The following is a 20,697-nucleotide window of genomic DNA, read 5'->3' as shown; positions in this document are numbered from 1 at the left end:
GCCGACTGACTGCGGAGGACGAGATGATGGGACCGGGTGACTTCGGCAACGACCCCTGGGACGAGTTCTTGGCCCGATACTTCGGCCGGGGCGAGGGGGGACGCCGGCCGGCGCACCGGGTCGACATCACGCGCCTGATGACCGCCGACGCGCGGGAGATGCTCGCCGACGCGGCCCGCCGCGCCGCTCAGAAGCACAGCAACGACCTGGACACCGACCACCTGCTCTGGGCGGCCTTGCAGCGCGAGCCGCTGCGCGACCTGGTACGCCGGGCCGGCGCCGACCCGGAGTCGCTGCTGGGCGCGCTGGGCGGGCCCGGCGAGGGTGCGCCGCGGGGCGAGGTGCCGCCGAACCTGTCGCTGACGCCGGCGGCGAAGCGGGCGTTGCTCGACGCCCACCAGCTCTCCCGCGCGATGGGCGCCAACTACATCGGTCCCGAGCACATCCTGATGGCGTTGCCGCTGAACCCCGAGTCGCCGGCCGGCCGGATGCTCGCCGCCGGCCGGATCCAGCCCGAGTCGTTGCAGGCGGCCAGCGCCGAGCGCGGCGCGACGAACGTCCCGCGCCCGGACCGGGGCACCCCGACGCTCGACCAGTACGGCCAGGACCTCACCGAGCTGGCCCGGATGGACCAGATCGACCCGGTGATCGGCCGGGCCGACGAGATCGAGCAGGCGGTGGAGATCCTGTCCCGGCGGACCAAGAACAACCCGGTGCTGATCGGCGAGGCCGGTGTCGGCAAGACCGCGATCGTCGAGGGCCTGGCCGAGCGGATCTGCGACGGCGACGTGCCGCAGACGCTGATCGGCAAGCGGGTGATCCAGCTGGACCTGTCCGGCCTGGTCGCCGGCACCCGCTACCGGGGTGACTTCGAGGAGCGCCTGAAGAAGGTGATCGACGAGATCCGCGCCCACCGCGAGGAGCTGATCATCTTCCTGGACGAGATCCACACGCTGGTCGGCGCGGGCGGCGCCGGCAGCGAGGGCGGAATGGACGCGTCCAACATGCTGAAGCCGGCCCTGGCGCGCGGCGAGCTGCGGGTGATCGGCGCGACCACGCTCGACGAGTACCGGCGCAGCATCGAGAAGGACGCCGCGCTGGCCCGCCGGTTCCAGCCGGTGCTGGTGCCCGAGCCGACCGTCGACGACACCATCGCCATCCTGCGGGGTCTGCGCGACAGGTACGAGGCGCACCACCAGGTCCGGTTCACCGACGAGGCGCTGATCGCCGCCGGTGAGCTGTCCGACCGGTACGTCACCGACCGGTTCCTGCCGGACAAGGCGATCGACCTGATCGATCAGGCCGGCGCCCGGGTGCGGCTGCGCACCCGTACCCCCGCCGAGGACGTGCGCGAGCTGGAGCAGCAGCTCGACGAGACACGCCGGGACAAGGAGCAGGCGGTCTCCGACGAGCAGTACGAGCGGGCCTCCGCGCTGCGCGACCGGCTCGCCGAACTGGAGGACCAGGTCCGCCGTGCCCGCGGCGACGAGGGCCCCAACCACGTGCCCGAGGTGGGGCCGACGGAGATCGCGGAGGTGGTCTCCCGGGCCACCGGTATCCCGGTCACCCAGCTCACCGAGGAGGAACGCGACCGGCTGCTGCGCCTGGAGGGGCACCTGCACGAGAAGATCATCGGCCAGGACGACGCGGTCAGCGCCGTCTCCGAGGCGGTACGCCGCTCCCGTACCGGCCTGGCCGACCCGGACCGGCCGATGGGCAGCTTCCTGTTCCTCGGCCCGACCGGCGTCGGCAAGACCGAGCTGGCCCGCGCCCTGGCCGAGGCGCTGTTCGGCGAGGCGGACCGGATGGTCCGGGTGGACATGAGCGAGTTCCAGGAACGGCACACGGTCAGCCGGCTGGTCGGCGCCCCGCCCGGGTACGTCGGCTACGAGGAGGCCGGCCAGCTCACCGAGGCGGTGCGGCGCCGCCCGTACGCGGTGGTGCTGCTGGACGAGATCGAGAAGGCGCACCCGGACGTGTTCAACATCCTGCTCCAGGTGCTCGACGACGGACGGCTCACCGACAGCCAGGGCCGCACCGTGAACTTCAAGAACACCGTCCTGATCATGACCAGCAACCTCGGCTCGGAGCTGATCACCGGCACCCAGCGCACCGTCGGCTTCGCCACCGGCGCGCCCGGCGAGCAGGAGAGCGACGAGCTGCGGGAACGGCTGATGCGCCGGCTCCAGGAGAACTTCCGCCCGGAGTTCCTCAACCGCATCGACGAGGTGATCATCTTCCAGCGGCTGGAGGCCGAGCAGCTGCGCCAGATCACCGGGCTGCTGCTGGAGGAGACCCGCCGCCGCATGCACGCCCAGGACATCCAGGTCGACTTCAGCACCGCCGGCGTCGACTGGCTCGCCGAGCACGGCTACCAGCCCGAGTTCGGAGCCCGCCCGCTGCGCCGGGTGATCCAGCGCGAGGTCGACAACCGGCTGTCCCGGATGCTGCTGGAGAACGAGATCTCGCCCGGGCAGAAGGTCACCGTCGACACCCGCGACGACCAGCTCGTCTTCGACGTCACCGCCGGTGAGCGGGGCTACACGCCGGCCACCACGTCCCATCCCCGATGACCGGCCGGGGCCCGTCCCGGCCGGGCCGGGACGGGCCGTCACCGAAGGACCGGAGGGCGGACATGACCGAACCCGAGGAGATCCCCGACGACGACGTCGGGGCCGGTGACCCGATCGAGGCGACCCCGACGGCGAACCCGTCCCGGGTGCGGGTGCCGCCGGAGGGCCTGAAGCAGCACACACCCAACGAGGGCGAGCCGGCATCCGGGCCGCCGCCGGGAGAGGAGGCGTGATGGTACGCGAGGCGCGACTCGACCCCGAGGTCGAGGTGATCTGGGACGACTTCCACGCCGAGGTGAACGTGTCCTCCGAGACGCTGCGGCAGTGGCTGCTGACCCGCGGCTCGGGGGAGGAGGCGTTCGGTCCGGGCCCGGACCTGGACCTGCCGGAGCCCGGCCGGCAGATCCTCGCCGTGCTGCGCAAGCGCAAGGTGGACCTCACGCCGGAGGACATCGAGGTGATGCGCGAGGCGATCAGCCGGATCCGGGAGCTGACCGCGCAGCGGCCACGCCGGGGCAACGCCGACGACGAGTGGCGCCACGCCCTGCTCGACCTCGGTCACGACGTACTCGTCGAACGCTGAGCCGAAAGGCGGCGCCCGGGTGGACCACCCGCCCGGGCGCCGGCTGCTACTCCGACTCCAGGCTGGGCAGGCGCAGCCCGGCCGCGTCCGCAGCGGCCTGCCGGTCGGCGCGGGCGCGTTCCTCACGGCTGAGCAGGTTGGCGTACTCGGTCACGTCGGCCGGCCCCGGCACCTCCGGCAACCGGCGCAGGAACGCCTCCACCTCGGCGGCGGCGGTGGTGTGCGCGGTGGCCGCCTGGCGCAGCAGTTCCCGCTGGTCGGCGGCCGGATACAGATCAGTCATGTCGCCGGTGTTACCCGGGTTCAGGCGATTCGCACCCCACCCGAGCCGTTGGGCTGCACGCCGAACTCCGGATGCGCCAGCAGCCACCCCAGGTACTCCGGATGGTTCGCCAGCGCGTCGGTGTACGCCGCGACGGCCGCCGCCAGTACCGGCTCCGCCACCGCCGCGGCCGGCACATCCGGATGCCAGCCCAGCAGCAGCCGCCAGCGCAGCGGCGTACCGGCGAGCCGGCGGGTCACCAGACCGGCCACCGGACGGAACGTGGCCTGGCACAACGCCACCGCCTCGCCCGCGTCCACCAGGTCCAGCGCGGCCCGCACGTCCGCCTCGTACACCTTCTTCGGGGTGAAGCCGGAGCGGGCGCAGGCGGCGGCGAAGCAGTCGCCGAAGCAGCCGTCGCCCGGCGCGGCCACCCACCGCTCACGCCGCAGGTCGACCAGGTCGACGTCGGCGCGGCCGGCCAGCGGGTGGGTCTGCGGCAGCAGTACGCAGATCGGCTCCACCGCCACCTCCCGCCAGCTCAGCCCGAACCCGGCCGACGGCGTCGAGTCGCCGCACACGCCGGTCAGCGCGAAGTCGAGCCGGCCACCCGCGACCATCTGCGCCAGTTCGTCCACCGACCAGGAGCCGTACGTGGTGATCTGCGCGTCCGGCCGCTCGGCGGCGAGCCGGTGCACCAGCCGCCCGAGGATCGGGCTGTTCACCCCGCCGAAGCGGTACCGGCGCAGCGGATCGCCCGCGCCGGCCATCCGGGCCGCCTCGTCGCGCAGGCCCTTCATCGCCGGCAGCAGCACCCGCGCCCGGTCCAGCACCAGTTCACCCAGCGCGGTGGGACGGGCGCCGCGGCGGTCCCGTTCGAACAACGGCCCGCCCAGCGCCCGTTCGATCCGCTGAAGCTGGGCGGTCAGCGCCGGCTGGGCCAGGCCGAGCGCCGAGGCGGCCTTGGTGACGCTCCCCGTCTCCGCGATCGCGCAGACCACACGCAGGTGTCGCAGCTCCAGATCCATACCGTGACGGTAGGACCACGAACCGATACACGGAAGGGGCGATCGGCTCACCCCTGGCGATGGTGCTCCAGGTCGCTCAGCCGGGTACGCCGTCCGGTGACCGCGTCGCGCACCTTGTCCAGCACCCCGACGGCCGGTTCGACGATCTTGTTCCAGGGCGGGGTGGCGGGCGTGCCGGGGTGCGGCCGGGTCGGCGCCGCCTCCTCCGCGATCTCCCACCGGTTGCCCAGCCGGATCAGCTCGGCGTCGCTGGCCACCTCACGCAGCGGCGTGACCAGCGCCGCGACGCGGCTGACGTGCCGGCGTACCCGCTCGGCCACGTCAGCGACCGCCGGGTCGTCGGCACCGGACAGCTCCTTGAGCGCGGTCAGCAGCCCGGCGTCCGCCTCGATCTCCCGCTCGACCAGCTCGGCGGCCTCCGGCATCGCGGCGCGGGCCGCCGGAAACAGGTACTGCTCCTCGGCGGACAGGTGGCGGGACACCGCAGCGGTCAGCACGTCGAGCACCTCGCGCCGTCCGGCCGCGTCCAGCGCCGGGTCGGTGACCCGGTCGGCCAGCCCCAGCAGCGCCCGGTGCTCGGTGTCCACGAGGTCGGCGACGCTGCGCCCACCCGGCCGGTACGCGTCGTCGGCGGCCGGCGGCAACGGCGGCAGGGGGACGGTCATGGTGCCCTCCTCGTGACGGCCGGAGTCGATGTCCGGGCGGTCCGGCGGTACCCGGCCCGGCGATCCGCGAAACCGCCGCCGGGCCACCGGCGGCCCGCGACCACCTCACCTGCTGGTATAAGGAAGCGATGACGAGCGACGCCGCCCCCGCCCGACCGGACGCCACCGACGAGGTCGTCGACCTCTGCCGCGACCTGCTGCGCATCGACACCACGAACACCGGCGACAACGACACCAGCGCGGGGGAGCGGCGCGCCGCCGAGTACGTCGCGGAGAAACTCGCCGAGGCCGGCGTCGACGCCGAGATCCACGAATCCGCGCCCGGCCGGGCCAACCTGGTCGCCCGCATCCCCGGCACCGAGCCCGGCCGCGACGCGCTGCTCGTGCACGGCCACCTCGACGTGGTGCCCGCCGACCCGGACGAGTGGTCGGTGCACCCGTTCTCCGGCGAGATCCGCGACGGCTACCTGTGGGGCCGCGGCGCGATCGACATGAAGGACTTCGACGCGATGGTGCTCGCCGTGGTCCGCGACTGGCAGCGCACCGGCGTCCGCCCCCGGCGCGACATCGTGCTCGCGTTCACCGCCGACGAGGAAGCCGGCAGCGACTACGGCGCGCACTTCCTCACCCAGCGGCACCGTGACCTGTTCGACGGCTGCACCGAGGCGATCGGCGAGGTCGGCGGCTTCTCCTACTCGGTCGACGAGCAGCGCCGCCTCTACCTGATCGAGACCGCCGAGAAGGGCATCGACTGGCTGCGCCTGCACGCCAAGGGCCGGCCCGGCCACGGCTCGATGGTGCACGACGACAACGCGGTCACCGCGCTCGCCGAGGCGGTCGCCCGGATCGGCCGGCACCGCTTCCCGGTGGTGATGACCGACACCGTACGGGCGTTCCTCGCCGAGGTCTCCGACGTGCTCGGCATCGAGATCGACCCGGACGACCCGGAGACCGCGATCGCCAAGCTCGGCCCGATCGCCAACATCATCGGCGCGACCGTCCGCAACACCGCCAACCCGACCCGCCTGGCCGCCGGCTACAAGGACAACGTCATCCCCGGCCGGGCCACCGCCACCATCGACTGCCGCAGCCTGCCCGGGCAGAGCGAGGAACTGGAACGGCAGCTGCGCGAGCTGGTCGGGCCGGACATCGCCATCGAGTACGTCCAGCGCCAGCCGGCCCTGGAGACCACGTTCGACGGTGACCTGGTGGCGCACATGTCGGAGGCGCTGCGCGCCGAGGACCCGGGCGCGCACCCGGTGCCGTACATGCTCTCCGGCGGCACCGACGCCAAGGCGTTCTCCCAGCTCGGCATCCGCTGCTTCGGCTTCGCGCCGCTGCGGCTGCCCGCCGACCTCAATTTCTCCGGCCTGTTCCACGGCATCGACGAGCGGGTTCCGCTGGACGGACTACAGTTCGGCGTGCGGGTTCTGGACCGCTTCCTCCGTACCTGCTGACCGCGCCCGCCGCGGCGCCGCCGGCGCGGAACCTCCCCCCATCGCGAAGGGACTGCCACACATGACCGACCAGCACGGTGAGCTGGACGCCGCCCTCGAGCGGGTGATCGACGCGGCCCGCGCCCACCTGGCCGCCGTCCGGGCCGCCCAGGGCCGGATCGACGACGACGCCGTCTGGCAGGCGTACGTCGCGTTGAACAACGCCTCGTTCGCCTACGACGAGCAGCTGCTCGACGCGTTCGGCGAGGTGACGCCCTGGGACGTGGAGTCGATCGACCCGGACGAGGCCGACGAGCGCTTCGGCGCCGTCGAGGGCGGCGAGCCCACCGATCCGCACCCACGGGTCATCTCGGTGCGGCAGCGGCGCGACTACCGGGTGCCGAGCGTCGCCGCGCTGCTGCGCGCGGCCGAGGCGGCCCGCCGGGAGGGCACCCCGGAGGAGGACGAGCCGGCGCCGGTGGAGGGGGTCGGCGAGGCGGTGCTGGAACTGCTGCAGAGCGGTGACGGCTCGCTGTCCGCGCTCGACGTGCCGGAGCTGGAGCCGCTGGACGGTGTGGTGATGGTCAGCGAGGTCGGCACCCCGGTCGACCTGGAGTCGTTCGACGACGACGACCCGGTCGGGCCGTTCCAGCCGGCGGCCGACGACCGGCTGGTCGGCCGGCTCGACGAGCACCCGTTCATGGAGCTCGACGAGGAGCACGACCACGCGCACTAGGCCGTGCGCGTCCCCGGGGCGGCGCCGCGTCGCGCGGCCCCGGGGACGGGCCTGTCAGTACGACAGGCCCGGCTGCGACTGGTTGACCAGGCGGCGCCGCAGCACCACCTGCCGCGTGCCGTCCCGGTAGAGCCGCACCCGGGCCAGCTCCCAGCCGGAGAACTCGGCCTGGATCGCCAGCTGCGCCGCGGCGGTCAGCCGATCGACGTTCGAGGGCAACCGCAGCGGCGCGTATTCGTAGTCCATGCCCCTATGCTGCCCAGGTCGCGGGCCCTCCGCCACCCCCTGCGGGTGACCCGGATCGCCCTCGTACGGCTCAGCCGTCGCGCTCCGGGTAACCCACCGGCACCGCCGACACGTCGTCCAGCGCCGTGACGATCTCCTCCGGCAGCGTCATCCGCTCCACCTGCAACGCGCCGAGCAGCTGCCCGACGGTCCGGGCGCCCAGGATCGGCGCGGTCACGCCCGGCCGGTCCCGCACCCAGGCCAGCGCCACCTCAAGCGGCGACACGCCGAGCCCGCCGGCCGCGATGGCGACCGCCTCCACGATGCTGGAGCAGCGCGGCTCCAGGTACGTCGCGACGAACCGCTCGAAGTGCGGCGACACCGCCCGCGAGTCGGCCGGGCGGCCGTTGCGGTACTTGCCGGTCAGCACGCCCCGGCCCAGCGGCGACCAGGGCAGCACACCCAGTCCCATCCCGGCGCAGGCGGGCAGCACCTCCCGCTCCACACCGCGCTCCAGCAGCGAGTACTCCACCTGCGCGGCGACCACCGGCGCGCGCCCCGGCCAGGCGGCCTGCCAGGCGGCGGCCCGGGCGGTCTGCCAGCCGGAGAAGTTCGACACCCCCACGTAGCGGGCCTTCCCGCTGGACACCGCGTGGTCCAGGGCCGAGAGCGTCTCCTCCAGCGGGGTGTCCGGGTCGTACCCGTGCACCTGCCACAGGTCGACGTGGTCGGTGCCGAGCCGGCGCAGCGAGGCGTCGAGCGTGCGCAGCAGGTGCCCCCGCGAGCCGTCCCGGCGCCGGCTGCCCGGCCGCAGGCCCGCCTTGGTGGCGATCAGCAGCTCGTCGCGGTCCACCAGGGTGCCCAGCAGGGAGCCGATCACCGACTCGGCGTCACCGTCGGCGTACACGTCGGCGGTGTCGACGAGGTTGCCGCCCGCGTCGAGGTAACTCTTCAGCTGGGCGGCCGCGTCGTCGGCGTCGGTGTCCCGTCCCCAGGTCATGGTGCCGAGCGCGAGCCGCGATACCGCCAGCCCGCTTCGGCCGAGCGGTCGCTGTTGCATGCGTGAACCTTATTTCGAACCCGGCGTCACGGATATCCTCGCCGCAGTCAACTTCCCGCGCGACCTCCACCCGGTGTGACATGTTCGGGGCGAGCCGGACGTCGAGGGCGCCACGCTCATTGCGTAACCTGATGCGACCTGTGGTGCGGACGGTGGGAGGATCAGTGCGACTCGGGCTCAACCTCGGATACCAGACGGCGTGGAGCACGCCCTTCGACCACCTGGCGCTGGCCCAGGAGGCGGACCGGCTCGGCTACTCGGTGGTCTGGGCCGCGGAGGCGTACGGCTCGGACTCGCCGAGCATGCTGGCCTGGATCGCCGGTCAGACGGAGCGCATCGACGTGGGCTCCGCGGTCATGCAGATCCCGGCCCGTACCCCCGCCATGACCGCGATGACCGCCGCGACAATCGACACGCTCTCCGGCGGCCGGTTCCGGCTCGGCCTGGGCGTGTCCGGCCCGCAGGTCTCCGAGGGCTGGCACGGTGTGCGGTTCGCCAAGCCGCTGGCCCGCACCCGCGAGTACGTCGACATCGTCAAGCTGGCGGTGGCCCGCAAGGAGGTCGCGTACGACGGCGAGCACTACACGCTGCCGCTGCCCGACGGCCCCGGCAAGGCGCTGCGGCTGGGCTTCCACCCGCCGCGCGAGCACATCCCGATCTACCTGGCCGCCGTCGGTCCGAAGAACCTGGAGCTGGCCGGCGAGATCGCCGACGGCTGGCTGGCCGTCTTCTACTCCCCGGAGTTCGCCGAGGAGCACCTCGCCTCGGTGCGCGCCGGGCGGGCGGCGGCGGGCAAGGAACTGGCCGGCTTCGACGTGGTGCCGTCCGTGCCGGTCGTGGTCGGCGACGACATCGCCACCTGCGCCGAGCTGGTGCGCTGGTACGCCGCGCTGTACGTCGGCGGCATGGGCAGCCGCAAGCAGAACTTCTACAACCAGCTCGCCACCCGGATGGGCTACGGCGACGCGGCCCGCGAGGTCCAGGACCTCTACCTGGCCAAGCGGCAGCGCGACGCGGCCGCCGCCGTACCGATGGAGTTCATCGACCGCACCTCGCTGCTCGGCCCGAAGGAGCGCATCGCCGAGCGGATGCGGGAGTACGCCGCCGCGGGCGTGACCACGCTGTCGGTGTCGCTGTTCGTGGCCGACCGGGACAGCGGGGTGCAGACCCTGCGTACCGTCGCCGAGGCCCTGGAGCTGTCCGGAGTCGGGGAGTGACCTGGATCGAGGCCATCGTCCTGGGCCTGGTCCAGGGGCTGACCGAGTTCCTTCCGGTGTCCTCGTCCGGGCACCTGCGGATCACCTCGGAGCTGTTCTTCGGCCGGGACGCGGGCGCGTCGTTCACCGCGGTGACCCAGCTCGGCACCGAGGCCGCCGTCCTGATCTACTTCGCCAAGGACATCTGGCGGATCGTCCGCACCTGGTTCGTCGGCCTTGTCGACCGCTCGGTGCGGTCCAGCCTCGACTACCGGATGGGCTGGTACGTCATCGTCGGCACCATCCCGATCGGCATCTTCGGGCTGATCTTCAAGGACCAGATCCGCACCGCCGGCCGCAACCTCTGGCTGATCTCCTGCACGCTGATCATCGGCGCGATGCTGCTGGCCTTCGCCGAGTACTGGGGCCGGCAGACCCGTACGCTGGAGAACTTCCGGATGCGCGACGGTGTGGTGATGGGTTTCGCCCAGGCCGCGGCGCTGGTCCCCGGCGTCTCCCGCTCGGGCGGCACCCTGACCGCGGGCCTGCTGCTCAACCTGACCCGGGAGACCGCGGCCCGCTACTCGTTCCTGCTGGCCATCCCGGCCGTGGTGATCTCCGGCGTGTTCAGCCTCCCGGACGTGTTCGAGCCGTCCGCGCCCGGCACCGCCGCGCCGAGCGTGGCGCAGATGGTCATCGCGACGCTCATCGCGTTCGCCGTCGGGTACGCGGCCATCGCGTGGCTGCTGCGCTACGTCGCCCACCACACGCTGTACGTCTTCGTGCTGTACCGGGTGGCGCTGGGCAGCCTGGTGATCTGCCTGCTGGCGACCGGCACGATCAGCGCCACCTGACGTCGTCGTGCGAGAGGCCGGCCACCCCGATGTCCGAGGTGGCCGGCCTTCGGCTTCGTCGCCCACCCAGCCACGTCGGGCCGCGCGGCGTGTGCGACTGCGCGGCCCGGTGGCCGGGGGTGGCTACTCTCACCCGCATGTCGCGTTTTCGCCTCAGACCGCTGTACGGCGTTCCCGTGATGATCGGCATTCTGGCGGCCTTTGTGTGGAACCTGGCAGAGCCTTTCGACAAGCCGGAGCTGCCGGCGGAGATGTTCGTGGTGACGGGCACAGTCGACTCGGTACAGGAGACCTGGGAAAAGACGACGGGAGGAAGCAGAAACCTCGGCGTCGTGGTCCATCGGGTGCTGCTCCGCGAGCACCCCCGGGTCGAGTTCAGCGTACGAGAGCTGCCTCGCGAGGAACTGATGCCCGGCACGCCGGTCCGATTCGAGATGAGCAGGGATCCCCGGCCGGATCTGGAGCGCGCACGGTTGTACGACTACGCGACCTACCTGGTCATAGCCGAGACCTTCGTCGTCGACGGCACCGTGATCTACGACGCGTTCCAGGTCAGGGCGGAGGCCGAGGCACGGACCGACGCGGCGGTCAGGCGGTACCGCAGCATCTCTCTGGTGCTGTGGGCGGTGGTGGTCGTCTGGGTCGCGCTCCTGGTCCGGCGGCACCGGGCATCGCTGCGGTCCCTGCGATCCCTGGCGGAGCCCGACGGCGCGTCGGACGCGGCCGACAGGTTCCGGAGATGGGTGTACCGGGAGTAGGGCCGCACCATCGGAACGCGGCCTGTCGTGGCGGGACGATCATCCGAGGGGCGTACCGCCTAGGGTGGTCACCGTGGCGACCCTTCTGCTTCTGCGACACGGCCGGACCACCGCGAACGCCGACGGCGGCCTGGCCGGGCGGCAGCCGGTCGAGCTGGACGACACCGGCCGCGCGCAGGCCACAGCGGTCGGTGCCCGCCTCGCCGGGCTGCCACTGGCGGCGGTGGTGACCAGCCCGCTCATCCGCTGCCGGCAGACTCTCGACCTGGCGCTGCCCGGCGCCGAGCCGGTCGTCGAGGACGGGCTGATCGAGTGCGGGTACGGCGACTGGGAGGGGCAGTCGCTGAAGAAGCTGGCGAAGGAGCCGCTCTGGCCGGTGGTCCAGCAGCACCCGAGCGCCGCCGCGTTCCCGCAGGGCGAGTCGATGGCGGCGATGTCCGCGCGCGCCGTGGCCGCGGTACGGGCGTGGGACGCGCGGGTCACCGCCGAGCACGGGCCGGAGGCGGTCTGGCTGGCGTGCAGCCACGGCGACGTGATCAAGGCGATCGTGGCGGACGCGCTCGGCGTACACCTTGATCTTTTCCAGCGGATCGTGGCCGACCCGGCGTCGGTGACGGCGATCCGCTACACCCCGCTGCGGCCGTTCCTGGTCCGGCTCAACGACACCGGCGGCGACCTGTCGGCGCTGGTCCCGCCGCCGCGCAAGCGGCGCCGGCGCCCGGCGCGGGCGGCCGAGTCCGACGCGGCGGTCGGCGGAGGCGCGGGCGCGGCCGGGTGAGACCGGCGTACGCGGCGCGTTCGCTCTGGGCGGATTCGGCGTCGGTGGGCTGCGCGGTGCTTCCGGACGCCGGATAGGGTCGTGGGTATGACGCACCAGGTGCACGCCTTCGAGCCGCCGGAGCGGTTCGTCGCCGGTACGGTCGGCCCGCCGGGGGAGCGCACGTTCTTCCTCCAGGCGCGCGGCGGCGGCCGGCTGGTCAGCGTGTCGCTGGAGAAGGTCCAGGTGTCGTTGCTCGCCGAGAAGCTGGAAGAGCTGCTCGCCGAGGCGCAGCGCCGCTTCGGCGTGAAGCTGCCGGAGCCGGTCACGACCGTGACCGGCGACAACGAGCCGCTCGATACGCCCGTGGACGAGGAGTTCCGGGTCGGCACGCTGGGCCTGGCCTTCGACGTGGACACCGCCACCGTGGTGATCGAGGCGATCGCCGTCGGCGAGGCGGAGGTCGAGGTCGAGCTGGGCGACGCGGACGACGACGCCGACGACGACGCCGACGAGGACCCGGACGAGCCGGACGACGACCTCGACCGCCTGCGGGTGCGGCTGACCCCGGAGGCGACCCGCGAGTTCATCGAGCGCGCCAAGCGCGTGGTGAACGCCGGCCGGCCCCCCTGCCCGCTGTGCGGCCAGCCGCTCGACCCGGCCGGTCACCTCTGCCCCCGGCACAACGGCTATCACCGGTGACCTCGTCGGAACTGCAGCCCCGACAGGACGGCGCCGAGGCGCTGCGGCTGCTCGCCGACGGTGAGCTGACCCTCCAGGGGCGGCTCGTCGACGCCTCCAACGCGACACTGCGCGGCGTCATCGCGCTCGGCGAGGTGACCGCGCACTGCGTCTACAAGCCGGTACGCGGCGAGCGCCCGCTCTGGGACTTCCCGGACGGCACACTCGCCGGCCGGGAGGTGTCCGCCTACCTGGTGTCCCGGGCCACCGGCTGGGACCTGGTGCCCCCGACGGTGCTGCGCGACGGCCCGTTCGGTCCCGGCTCGTGCCAGCTCTGGATCGACGAGCCGGACGACGCCGAGCCGCTCGTCGGGTTCGTGCCGGCGCGGGAGATCCCGCCGCGCTGGTTCCCGGTCGCCGCGGCGCGCGACGACGACGGGGCGGCGTACGCGCTGGCGCACGCCGACGACCCCCGCCTGGCCCGGCTCGTCGTGCTCGACGCGATCATCAACAACGCCGACCGCAAGGGCGGGCACGTGCTCGTCGGCCCGGACGACCGGATCTACGGCGTCGACCACGGCGTGAGCTTCCACGTCGAGGAGAAGCTGCGTACGGTGCTGTGGGGCTGGGCCGGCCGGGAGCTGCCGCCGGACGCGGTGGAGATGCTCGACGGCCTGGCCGGGCAGCTGCGCGGGCCGCTCGGCGAGGAACTGGCCGAGCACCTGACCATCGGTGAGCTGGCCGCGCTGGCGGAACGGGTCGAGCGGCTGGGCGAGAGCGGCCGGTTCCCGCTGCCGCCGCAGGAGTGGCCGGCGATGCCCTGGCCGCCGATGTGAGCCGCTGTCGCGTTGATCACCCGTAGGGCGGCACCCGAGCGTCTGACGGATCGTTAGGCTGGCGGTCATGGAGTCTTGGGCGGGACATGACGTGCCACGGCTGCCCGGCGAGGGCGTGTCGCTGAGGTTGTACGACTCGGCGCGGCAGGGCGCCCATCCCAGCCGGCCCGAGGGCGCGGCCTCGATGTACGTCTGCGGCATCACCCCGTACGACGCGACGCACCTCGGGCACGCCGCCACCATGATCACGTTCGACCTGGTGCAGCGGATGTGGCGTGACGCCGGCCTCGACGTGCGGTACGTGCAGAACGTCACCGACATCGACGACCCGCTGCTGGAGCGCGCCGAGCGCGACGGCGAGGACTGGAAGGTCCTGGCCATGCGGGAGACCGCGCTGTTCCGCGAGGACATGGAGGCGCTGCGGATGATCCCGCCGGCGCACTACGTCGGCGCCGTCGAGTCGATCCCGGACATCGCCGAGAAGGTGCTGGTGCTGCTCAAGGACGGCGCGGCGTACCGGCTCGACGACGGCACCGGGGACGTCTACTTCGACATCTCCGCCGCGCCCCGGTTCGGCTACGAGTCCAACCTGTCCCGCGAGCAGATGATCGAGCTGTTCGCCGAGCGCGGCGGCGACCCGGAGCGCGCCGGCAAGCGCGACCCGCTCGACCCGCTGCTGTGGCGCGGCGCCCGCGAGGGCGAGCCGTCCTGGCCCGGCGGCGAACTGGGCGCGGGCCGTCCCGGCTGGCACATCGAGTGCACGGTCATCGCGCTGAACCTGCTCGGCGACCGGATCGACGTGCAGGGCGGCGGCAACGACCTGATCTTCCCGCACCACGAGTGCTCCGCCGCGCACGCCGAGCGGCTGACCGGCGAGGCGCCGTTCGCCGACCACTACGTGCACGCCGGCATGATCGGCCTGGACGGCGAGAAGATGTCGAAGTCCCAGGGCAACCTGGTCTTCGTGTCCCGGCTGCGGGCCGACAAGGTCGACCCGATGGCGGTCCGGCTGGCGCTGATGAGCGGGCACTACCGTAGCGACCGCTCCTGGACCGACGAGCTGCTCACGGAGGCGCAGGAGCGGCTGGGCCGCTGGCGGCGGGCCGCCGCCGCGCCGGCCGGGCCGTCGGGGGCGGCGTTGCTGGCCGAGGTACGCGAGCGCCTGGCCGACGACCTGGACACGCCCGGTGCCCTCGCGGCAGCCGACCGCTGGGCCGAAGGAGCCCTGAACGTTGCGGCCGACGACCCGGACGCCCCGGCCCTCTTCCGAGACACGGTGGACGCCCTCCTCGGCATCGCCCTCTAGCCCCGCCCTTTCGTCGCGCCCTCCCGCCCCCTCACGCCGTCCGATCTCAGTCGCTCTCGGCGATCATGCAGTTGTGGCCCCGATGGTGTCGTTAATGTTCCCTTTGTCGGGGCGGAAAGTGCAAGATCGCGGGGAACCCGGCGGGGTCAGCCCAGGACCAGGCCGGGGTCGGGGTCCTGGTCGGGAGCGGGGGCGGGGATCTTGTACTCCTCGGTCAGCGTGGTCATCGGGCCCGGCCAGGTGGCCTGCGCGACCTCGATCGGCTTGTGCCGCTCGTCGTACGCGACGTGCAACAGGTGCAGCACCGGCGTGTCCGGGCGGATCTGGAGGATCTCCGCCTCCTCCCGGCTGGGCTGGCGGGCGCTGATCGTGTCGGTGGCGGTGACGTACCGCCGGCCGGTGACCTCCTCGGCCTCCTGGTAGAGCGGGCGCCCGAACGCCTCGGCCCGCTCCAGTGACGTGCCGGCGGTGTCGGCGGGCAGGAACCACGACGCGCCGACCTCGACCGGGGAGTCGTCGGTGCGTACCAGGTGCCGGCGGCAGAGCAGCTCGGTGCCGTCGGTGACGCCGAACGCGTCGGCCACCTCCGCCGGGGCGGGGGAGCGGCCGACCGAGACGAGCTGCTGGCGGTACCGGGCGGCCAGGTCGGTGTGGTAGCCGCGGAAGCCGCCGTACCGGCCCCGGGACAGGCGGTTGAGGCGGCGCCGGGTGCCCCGGACGTACGTACCGGAGCCGGGTTTGGTGATCAGGATGCCCTCGACCCGCAGCTGGTCGACGGCGCGCTGCACGGTCTGCTTCGCGACGCCGAACATCTCGGCGATGGCCGGGATGGACGGCAGCCGCTCGCCCGGACCCCAGTCGCCGCGGCGCACCTGGGCCTTGAGCTGCGCGGCGATCTGCCGGTGCGGGAACTCGGCCGCGCCCGGGTTGATCTGCATGCCGGACCTCCTCAGAACAGCTAGGTTCCTAGGATGCCCTAGAGGGTGTGACGGCGCCACCCCGGACACGAAGAAGCCGGGCCCCGATCCGAGGCCCGGCTTCAGCGAAGCGGGAGAACTACCAGGAACCCGCTGTCGGTCCGGCGGAACCGCCGCGGCGACGCAGGTACTTCTCGAACTCCTGGGCGATCTCGTCCCCGGTCAACGGGGTGATGCCGGCGTCGCCGACCCGTTCCTCCAGTTCACGGACGTACTCACCGAGTTCGGCGTCCTGCTCGGCGGCGCTGCGCACCCGCTGCTCCCACTCGGCTGCCTCCTCGGCCAGGTCGGCCATCGGCACCGGCAGGTCGAGCACCTCCTCGACCCGGTGCAGCAGCGCGAGGGTGGCCTTCGGACAGGGCGGGTTGTTGGCGTAGTGCGGCACGTGCACCCAGAACGACACCGCGTCGACCTCGGCCCGGGTGCACGCGTCGTGCAGCACACCGACGATGCCGGTCGGCCCGTCGTACCGGGTGGGGGTGAGCTGGTAGCGCTTGGCCGCGTCGGCGTCCGACGCGCTGCCGCTGATCGGCAGCGGCCGGGTGTACGGCACGTCGGCCAGCAACGCGCCGAGCAGCACCACCCGCTCGACCTCCAGGCTGTGGCAGATCTCCAGCACCTGCTCGCAGAACGTCCGCCAGCGCATGCTCGGCTCGATGCCGCGGATCAGCACCACGTCCCGCTCGGTGCCCTCCGGACTGGCCACCATGAACCGCGTGGTGGGCCACTCGACGCGCCGGGTCTCTCCGTCGGCCATGGTGATCGTCGGCCGGCTCACCTGGAAGTCGTAGAAGTCCTCCGGGTCCAGCTCGGTCACCTGCCGGGCCTGCCAGACCTGCTCCAGGTGTTCCACGGCGGCGGTGGAGGCGTCGGCGGCGTCGTTCCAGCCCTCGAAGGCCGCGATGGCGACCGGCGAGCGCAGCACCGGCAGCCCGTCGAACTCGGTCACGCCGTCACCTCACCCTGCTCGTCGGGCGCGGCGCCGCCCCGTCGCACTGTCGCACCCCTGTTGTCCTTCACGTCCGTCAGCCTACGTGCCCCCGCGAGGGCCGGCCCGTCGGCCGCGCCGGTCGCCGGGCCGGACCACCCGGGCGAACCGGCGGAAAGGGGTACGACGGCCCGGTGGGCAGAATGTGGGATGGCCCGGTTCGGGTGACTCTGCCGTACTCGGGCGCACTACCCTGGAGCATGTGTCTATCTCGTTGCGTGACCTGCTGGCGGATCGGATCCTGATCGCGGACGGCGCGATGGGGACGATGCTCCAGGCGGCCGATCTCACCCTCGACGACTTCGACGGCCTCGAAGGCTGCAACGAGATCCTCAACGTGACCCGGCCGGACGTGGTCCGCGGCGTGCACGACGCCTACCTGGCCGCCGGCGCGGACTGCGTGGAGACCAACACGTTCGGCGCGAACCTGCCCAACCTCGCCGAGTACGGCATCCCCGGCCGCATCCGGGAGCTGTCCGAGGCGGGCGCGCGGATCGCGCGGGAGGCAGCCGACGCGTACGCGACGCCGGAGCACCCCCGGTTCGTGCTCGGCTCGATGGGCCCGGGCACCAAGCTGCCCACACTCGGGCACGCGAGCTACGCCTCGCTGCGCGACGCGTACCAGGAGAACGCCGCCGGCCTGATCGCCGGCGGGGCGGACGCGCTGATCATCGAAACCTGCCAGGACCTGCTCCAGGTCAAGGCGGCGGTGGTCGGGTCGAAGCGGGCGCGAGCCGAGGCCGGCCGGGACGTGCCGATCATCTGCCAGGTCGCCGTGGAGACCACCGGCACCATGCTGCTTGGGAGTGAGATCGGCGCCGCGCTGACCGCGATCGAGCCGCTCGGCGTCGACCTGATCGGGCTGAACTGCTCCACCGGCCCGGCGGAGATGGGCGAGCACCTGCGCTACCTGGCGCAGCACTCGCGTATCCCGATCTCGGTGATGCCGAACGCGGGCCTGCCGGTGCTGACCGCCGACGGGGCGTACTTCCCGCTCAGCCCGGACGAGCTGGCCGACGCGCTGGAGCAGTTCGTCACCGACTACGGCGTGGCCCTGATCGGCGGCTGCTGCGGCACCACCCCGGAGCACATCCGGGTGCTGGTGGAGCGGCTGGGCGGGCGGGCGCCGGTGGCGCGGGAGCCGAAGCCGGAGGCCGGGGTCTCCTCGATCTACCACCACGTGCCGTTCGCCCAGGACGCCAGCATCCTGATGGTGGGGGAGCGGACCAACGCCAACGGTTCGAAGGCGTTCCGCGAGTCGATGCTCGCCGGTGACTGGCAGGCCTGCGTGGAGGTCGCCCGCAGCCAGGCCCGCGACGGCTCGCACCTGCTCGACCTCTGCGTCGACTACGTCGGCCGCGACGGTACGCAGGACATGCGGGAGCTGGCCGGCCGGTTCGCCACCGCCTCGACGCTGCCGATCGTGCTGGACTCCACCGAACCGGCGGTGATCGAGGCCGGGCTGGAGATGCTCGGCGGCCGGTGCGTGGTCAACTCGGTGAACTTCGAGGACGGCGACGGCCCCGAGTCCCGCTACGCGCGCATCATGCCGGTGGTCCGGGAGCACGGCGCCGCCGTGGTGGCGCTGCTCATCGACGAGGAGGGCCAGGCCCGCACCCGCGAGTGGAAGGTACGGGTGGCCTGCCGGCTGATCGACGACCTGACCGGCCGGTGGGGCATGCGCCGGGAGGACATCCTCATCGACGCGCTGACGTTCCCGATCGCCACCGGGCAGGAGGAGACCCGCCGCGACGGCATCGAGACGATCGAGGCGATCCGGGAGATCGCCGCGCGCTACCCGGGCGTCAACTTCACCGCGGGCATCTCCAACGTGTCGTTCGGCCTCAACCCGGCGGCCCGGCAGGTGCTCAACTCGGTGTTCCTGCACGAGTGCGCCCAGGCCGGGCTGACCTCGGCGATCGTGCACGCCAGCAAGATCCTGCCGATGTCGCGGATCCCGGACGAGCAGCGTGAGGTGGCGCTCGACCTGGTCTACGACCGGCGTCGTGAGGGATACGACCCGGTGCAGCGGTTCATCGAGGCGTTCGAGGGCGTGGACGCCGCGTCGGCGCGCGCCACCCGGGCCGAGGAACTGGCCGGGCTGCCGCTGGACGAGCGGCTCAAGCGACGGATCATCGACGGCGAGCGCAACGGCCTGGAGGCCGACCTGGACACCGCGATGGCGCAGGGGCGTACGCCGCTGTCCATCATCAACGACCTGCTGCTGGACGGCATGAAGGTGGTCGGCGAGCTGTTCGGCTCCGGCCAGATGCAGCTGCCGTTCGTGCTCCAGTCCGCCGAGGTGATGAAGACCGCGGTGGCCTACCTGGAGCCGCACATGGAGAAGACCGATGACGACGGCAAGGGTCGCATCGTGCTCGCCACGGTGAAGGGCGATGTGCACGACATCGGCAAGAACCTGGTCGACATCATCCTGTCCAACAACGGCTACGACGTGGTGAACATCGGCATCAAGCAGCCGATCAACGCGATCCTCGACGCGGCCGAGGAGCACCGGGCCGACGCGATCGGCATGTCCGGCCTGCTCGTCAAGAGCACAGTCATCATGAAGGAGAACCTGGCCGAGATGGCCTCCCGGGGCGTGGCGGAGCGCTGGCCGGTGCTGCTCGGCGGCGCGGCGCTGACCCGCGCGTACGTGGAGGACGACCTGCGGTCGATTTACCCGGGCCAGGTGCACTACGCCCGCGACGCGTTCGAGGGGCTGTCCCTGATGGATCGCGTGATGGCGGCCAAGCGCGGCGGCGCGCCCGTGATCGACCCGGAGCGGGAGGCGGCACTGGCGGCCCGCCGGGAGCGCCGCGAGCGGCAGCGCACGCAGGTCCGCGAGGCGCTGCCCGAACTGGACGACGCGTCGGTCCGCTCCGATGTGGCGGTGGACGTGTCCGTGCCGAAGCCGCCGTTCTTCGGTACCCGCGTCGTCAAGGGCGTACCTCTGGCCGACTACGCGGCGCTGCTCGACGAGCGTGCCACGTTCCTGGGGCAGTGGGGGCTGCGCGGCGCACGCGGCGGCAAGGGCCCGTCCTACGAGGAACTGGTCGAGACCGAGGGCCGGCCCCGGCTGCGGTACTGGCTGGACCGCCTGATCTCCGACCAGGTGCTGGAGGCGGCCGTGGTGTACGGCTACTTCCCGGCGTACTCCGAGGGCAACGATCTGGTGGTGCTGGACGAGAACGGGCACAGCGAGCGGGCCCGCTTCTCGTTCCCGCGGCAGCGGCAGGAGCGGCGGCTGTGCCTGGCCGACTTCTTCCGGCCCAAGGGCGACCAGCTCGACGTGGTGGCGTTGCAGCTGGTCACCGTCGGGCAGCCGATCAGCGAGTACACGGCGAAGATGTTCGCCGGCAACGAGTACCGCGACTACCTGGAGGTCCACGGCCTGTCCGTGCAGCTCACCGAGGCCCTCGCGGAGTACTGGCACCGGCGGATCCGGGCCGAGCTGGTGCTGCCGGGCGGCGGCACCGTGGCCGACGAGGACCCGGCCGACCTGGCGGGTCTGCTGCGCACCGACTACCGGGGCTGCCGGTACGCGTTCGGCTATCCGGCCTGCCCGGACCTCGAGGACCGGGCGAAGATCGTGGAGCTGCTGGGCGCCGAGCGGATCGGGGTGCAGTTGTCCGAGGAGTTCCAGTTGGTGCCGGAGCAGGCCACCGACGCGATCGTCGTGCACCACCCGGAGGCGAACTACTTCAACGCCAAGTGACGCCGTTGTGTGGGCGGCTACGTGCTCTCTGCGGCTTGTGATGATGCCTCACAATCCA

At 72.6% G+C, this 20,697-nt stretch carries 20 protein-coding genes; 13 read left to right on the top strand and 7 right to left on the bottom strand.

What is annotated here, in order from left to right:
- The first annotated feature begins 23 nt into the window (after window positions 1-23).
- The 3 genes from IRY44_RS18925 to IRY44_RS18915 all read left to right on the top strand — a co-directional run bounded on the left by IRY44_RS18925 (window position 24) and on the right by IRY44_RS18915 (window position 3,156).
- Window positions 24-2,573 (top strand): ATP-dependent Clp protease ATP-binding subunit, encoded by a 2,550-nt coding sequence (locus IRY44_RS18925; protein WP_194801618.1) that lies wholly within the window; start codon window positions 24-26, stop codon window positions 2,571-2,573.
- A 62-nt stretch (window positions 2,574-2,635) separates the two neighbouring features.
- Entirely contained in the window at window positions 2,636-2,806 is a 171-nt protein-coding gene (locus tag IRY44_RS18920; RefSeq protein ID WP_194801617.1) for a hypothetical protein, read from the top strand.
- Window positions 2,806-3,156 carry a DUF3140 domain-containing protein gene (locus tag IRY44_RS18915; protein ID WP_013286064.1) on the top strand — a complete coding sequence of 117 codons (351 nt, stop codon included), beginning with the start codon at window positions 2,806-2,808 and terminating at the stop codon, window positions 3,154-3,156. The genes IRY44_RS18920 and IRY44_RS18915 overlap by 1 nt, the downstream gene beginning before the upstream one ends.
- Before the next feature lie 46 nt (window positions 3,157-3,202).
- Here IRY44_RS18915 and IRY44_RS18910 read toward each other — a convergent pair whose 3' ends face one another.
- From IRY44_RS18910 to IRY44_RS18900, 3 genes are read right to left on the bottom strand one after another with little or no spacing between them, the layout of a single operon-like run.
- Window positions 3,203-3,439 carry a hypothetical protein gene (locus tag IRY44_RS18910; protein ID WP_013286065.1) on the bottom strand — a complete coding sequence of 79 codons (237 nt, stop codon included), beginning with the start codon at window positions 3,437-3,439 and terminating at the stop codon, window positions 3,203-3,205.
- A gap of 20 nt (window positions 3,440-3,459) precedes the next feature.
- Window positions 3,460-4,446, bottom strand: coding sequence for a LysR family transcriptional regulator (locus tag IRY44_RS18905; protein ID WP_013286066.1), 987 nt, complete (start codon window positions 4,444-4,446; stop codon window positions 3,460-3,462).
- A gap of 47 nt (window positions 4,447-4,493) precedes the next feature.
- Window positions 4,494-5,111, bottom strand: coding sequence for a hemerythrin domain-containing protein (locus IRY44_RS18900; RefSeq protein ID WP_194801616.1), 618 nt, complete (start codon window positions 5,109-5,111; stop codon window positions 4,494-4,496).
- 128 nt (window positions 5,112-5,239) lie between these two features.
- On the opposite strand from IRY44_RS18900, the gene IRY44_RS18895 reads away from it, so the two are divergent.
- Both IRY44_RS18895 and IRY44_RS18890 read left to right on the top strand, forming a co-directional pair.
- A complete protein-coding gene (locus IRY44_RS18895; protein WP_194801615.1) occupies window positions 5,240-6,568 on the top strand; it encodes a M20/M25/M40 family metallo-hydrolase in 1,329 nt (442 codons plus the stop codon).
- Between the two features lie 61 nt (window positions 6,569-6,629).
- A complete protein-coding gene (locus tag IRY44_RS18890; protein WP_013286069.1) occupies window positions 6,630-7,283 on the top strand; it encodes a hypothetical protein in 654 nt (217 codons plus the stop codon).
- A 54-nt stretch (window positions 7,284-7,337) separates the two neighbouring features.
- Here IRY44_RS18890 and IRY44_RS18885 read toward each other — a convergent pair whose 3' ends face one another.
- Both IRY44_RS18885 and IRY44_RS18880 read right to left on the bottom strand, forming a co-directional pair.
- Window positions 7,338-7,529 carry a DUF5703 family protein gene (locus IRY44_RS18885; protein ID WP_030274256.1) on the bottom strand — a complete coding sequence of 64 codons (192 nt, stop codon included), beginning with the start codon at window positions 7,527-7,529 and terminating at the stop codon, window positions 7,338-7,340.
- A 70-nt stretch (window positions 7,530-7,599) separates the two neighbouring features.
- Window positions 7,600-8,568 (bottom strand): aldo/keto reductase, encoded by a 969-nt coding sequence (locus tag IRY44_RS18880; RefSeq protein ID WP_194801614.1) that lies wholly within the window; start codon window positions 8,566-8,568, stop codon window positions 7,600-7,602.
- A gap of 164 nt (window positions 8,569-8,732) precedes the next feature.
- Here IRY44_RS18880 and IRY44_RS18875 point away from each other — a divergent pair, with 164 nt between their 5' ends.
- From IRY44_RS18875 to mshC, 7 genes are all read left to right on the top strand, one after another.
- Entirely contained in the window at window positions 8,733-9,785 is a 1,053-nt protein-coding gene (locus IRY44_RS18875) for an LLM class F420-dependent oxidoreductase (RefSeq protein WP_194801613.1), read from the top strand.
- Window positions 9,782-10,618, top strand: a complete 837-nt coding sequence (locus IRY44_RS18870) for an undecaprenyl-diphosphate phosphatase (protein ID WP_194801612.1) — start codon at window positions 9,782-9,784, stop codon at window positions 10,616-10,618. Before IRY44_RS18875 ends, IRY44_RS18870 begins: the two co-directional genes overlap by 4 nt.
- A gap of 119 nt (window positions 10,619-10,737) precedes the next feature.
- Entirely contained in the window at window positions 10,738-11,376 is a 639-nt protein-coding gene (locus IRY44_RS18865; protein ID WP_194801611.1) for a hypothetical protein, read from the top strand.
- Window positions 11,377-11,440: 64 nt separating this feature from the next.
- The gene (locus IRY44_RS18860) at window positions 11,441-12,154 is read left to right on the top strand and encodes a histidine phosphatase family protein (RefSeq protein ID WP_194801610.1); all 714 of its coding nucleotides are present in this window, start codon (window positions 11,441-11,443) and stop codon (window positions 12,152-12,154) included.
- Window positions 12,155-12,241: 87 nt separating this feature from the next.
- Window positions 12,242-12,835, top strand: coding sequence for a DUF3090 domain-containing protein (locus tag IRY44_RS18855; protein ID WP_194801609.1), 594 nt, complete (start codon window positions 12,242-12,244; stop codon window positions 12,833-12,835).
- The gene (locus IRY44_RS18850) at window positions 12,832-13,650 is read left to right on the top strand and encodes an SCO1664 family protein (RefSeq protein ID WP_194801608.1); all 819 of its coding nucleotides are present in this window, start codon (window positions 12,832-12,834) and stop codon (window positions 13,648-13,650) included. The genes IRY44_RS18855 and IRY44_RS18850 overlap by 4 nt, the downstream gene beginning before the upstream one ends.
- Window positions 13,651-13,717: 67 nt before the next feature.
- Window positions 13,718-14,956 (top strand): cysteine--1-D-myo-inosityl 2-amino-2-deoxy-alpha-D-glucopyranoside ligase, encoded by a 1,239-nt coding sequence (gene mshC / locus IRY44_RS18845; RefSeq protein ID WP_194801607.1) that lies wholly within the window; start codon window positions 13,718-13,720, stop codon window positions 14,954-14,956.
- A gap of 146 nt (window positions 14,957-15,102) precedes the next feature.
- On the opposite strand, the gene IRY44_RS18840 is transcribed toward mshC, so the two are convergent.
- Both IRY44_RS18840 and IRY44_RS18835 read right to left on the bottom strand, forming a co-directional pair.
- Entirely contained in the window at window positions 15,103-15,894 is a 792-nt protein-coding gene (locus IRY44_RS18840) for a GntR family transcriptional regulator (RefSeq protein WP_194801606.1), read from the bottom strand.
- Window positions 15,895-16,012: 118 nt separating this feature from the next.
- Entirely contained in the window at window positions 16,013-16,882 is an 870-nt protein-coding gene (locus tag IRY44_RS18835; protein ID WP_030504102.1) for a PAC2 family protein, read from the bottom strand.
- A 241-nt stretch (window positions 16,883-17,123) separates the two neighbouring features.
- On the opposite strand from IRY44_RS18835, the gene metH reads away from it, so the two are divergent.
- Complete coding sequence (gene metH, locus IRY44_RS18830) at window positions 17,124-20,639, top strand: methionine synthase (protein WP_194801605.1); 3,516 nt, start codon at window positions 17,124-17,126, stop codon at window positions 20,637-20,639.
- The last annotated feature ends 58 nt before the right edge of the window (window positions 20,640-20,697 follow it).

Source organism: Micromonospora sp. ANENR4, from assembly GCF_015354395.1.
GTDB lineage: Bacteria > Actinomycetota > Actinomycetes > Mycobacteriales > Micromonosporaceae > Micromonospora > Micromonospora aurantiaca.
The sequence above is the reverse complement of the archived record's forward strand: the minus strand, read 5'-3'. Positions and strand labels throughout refer to the sequence as shown.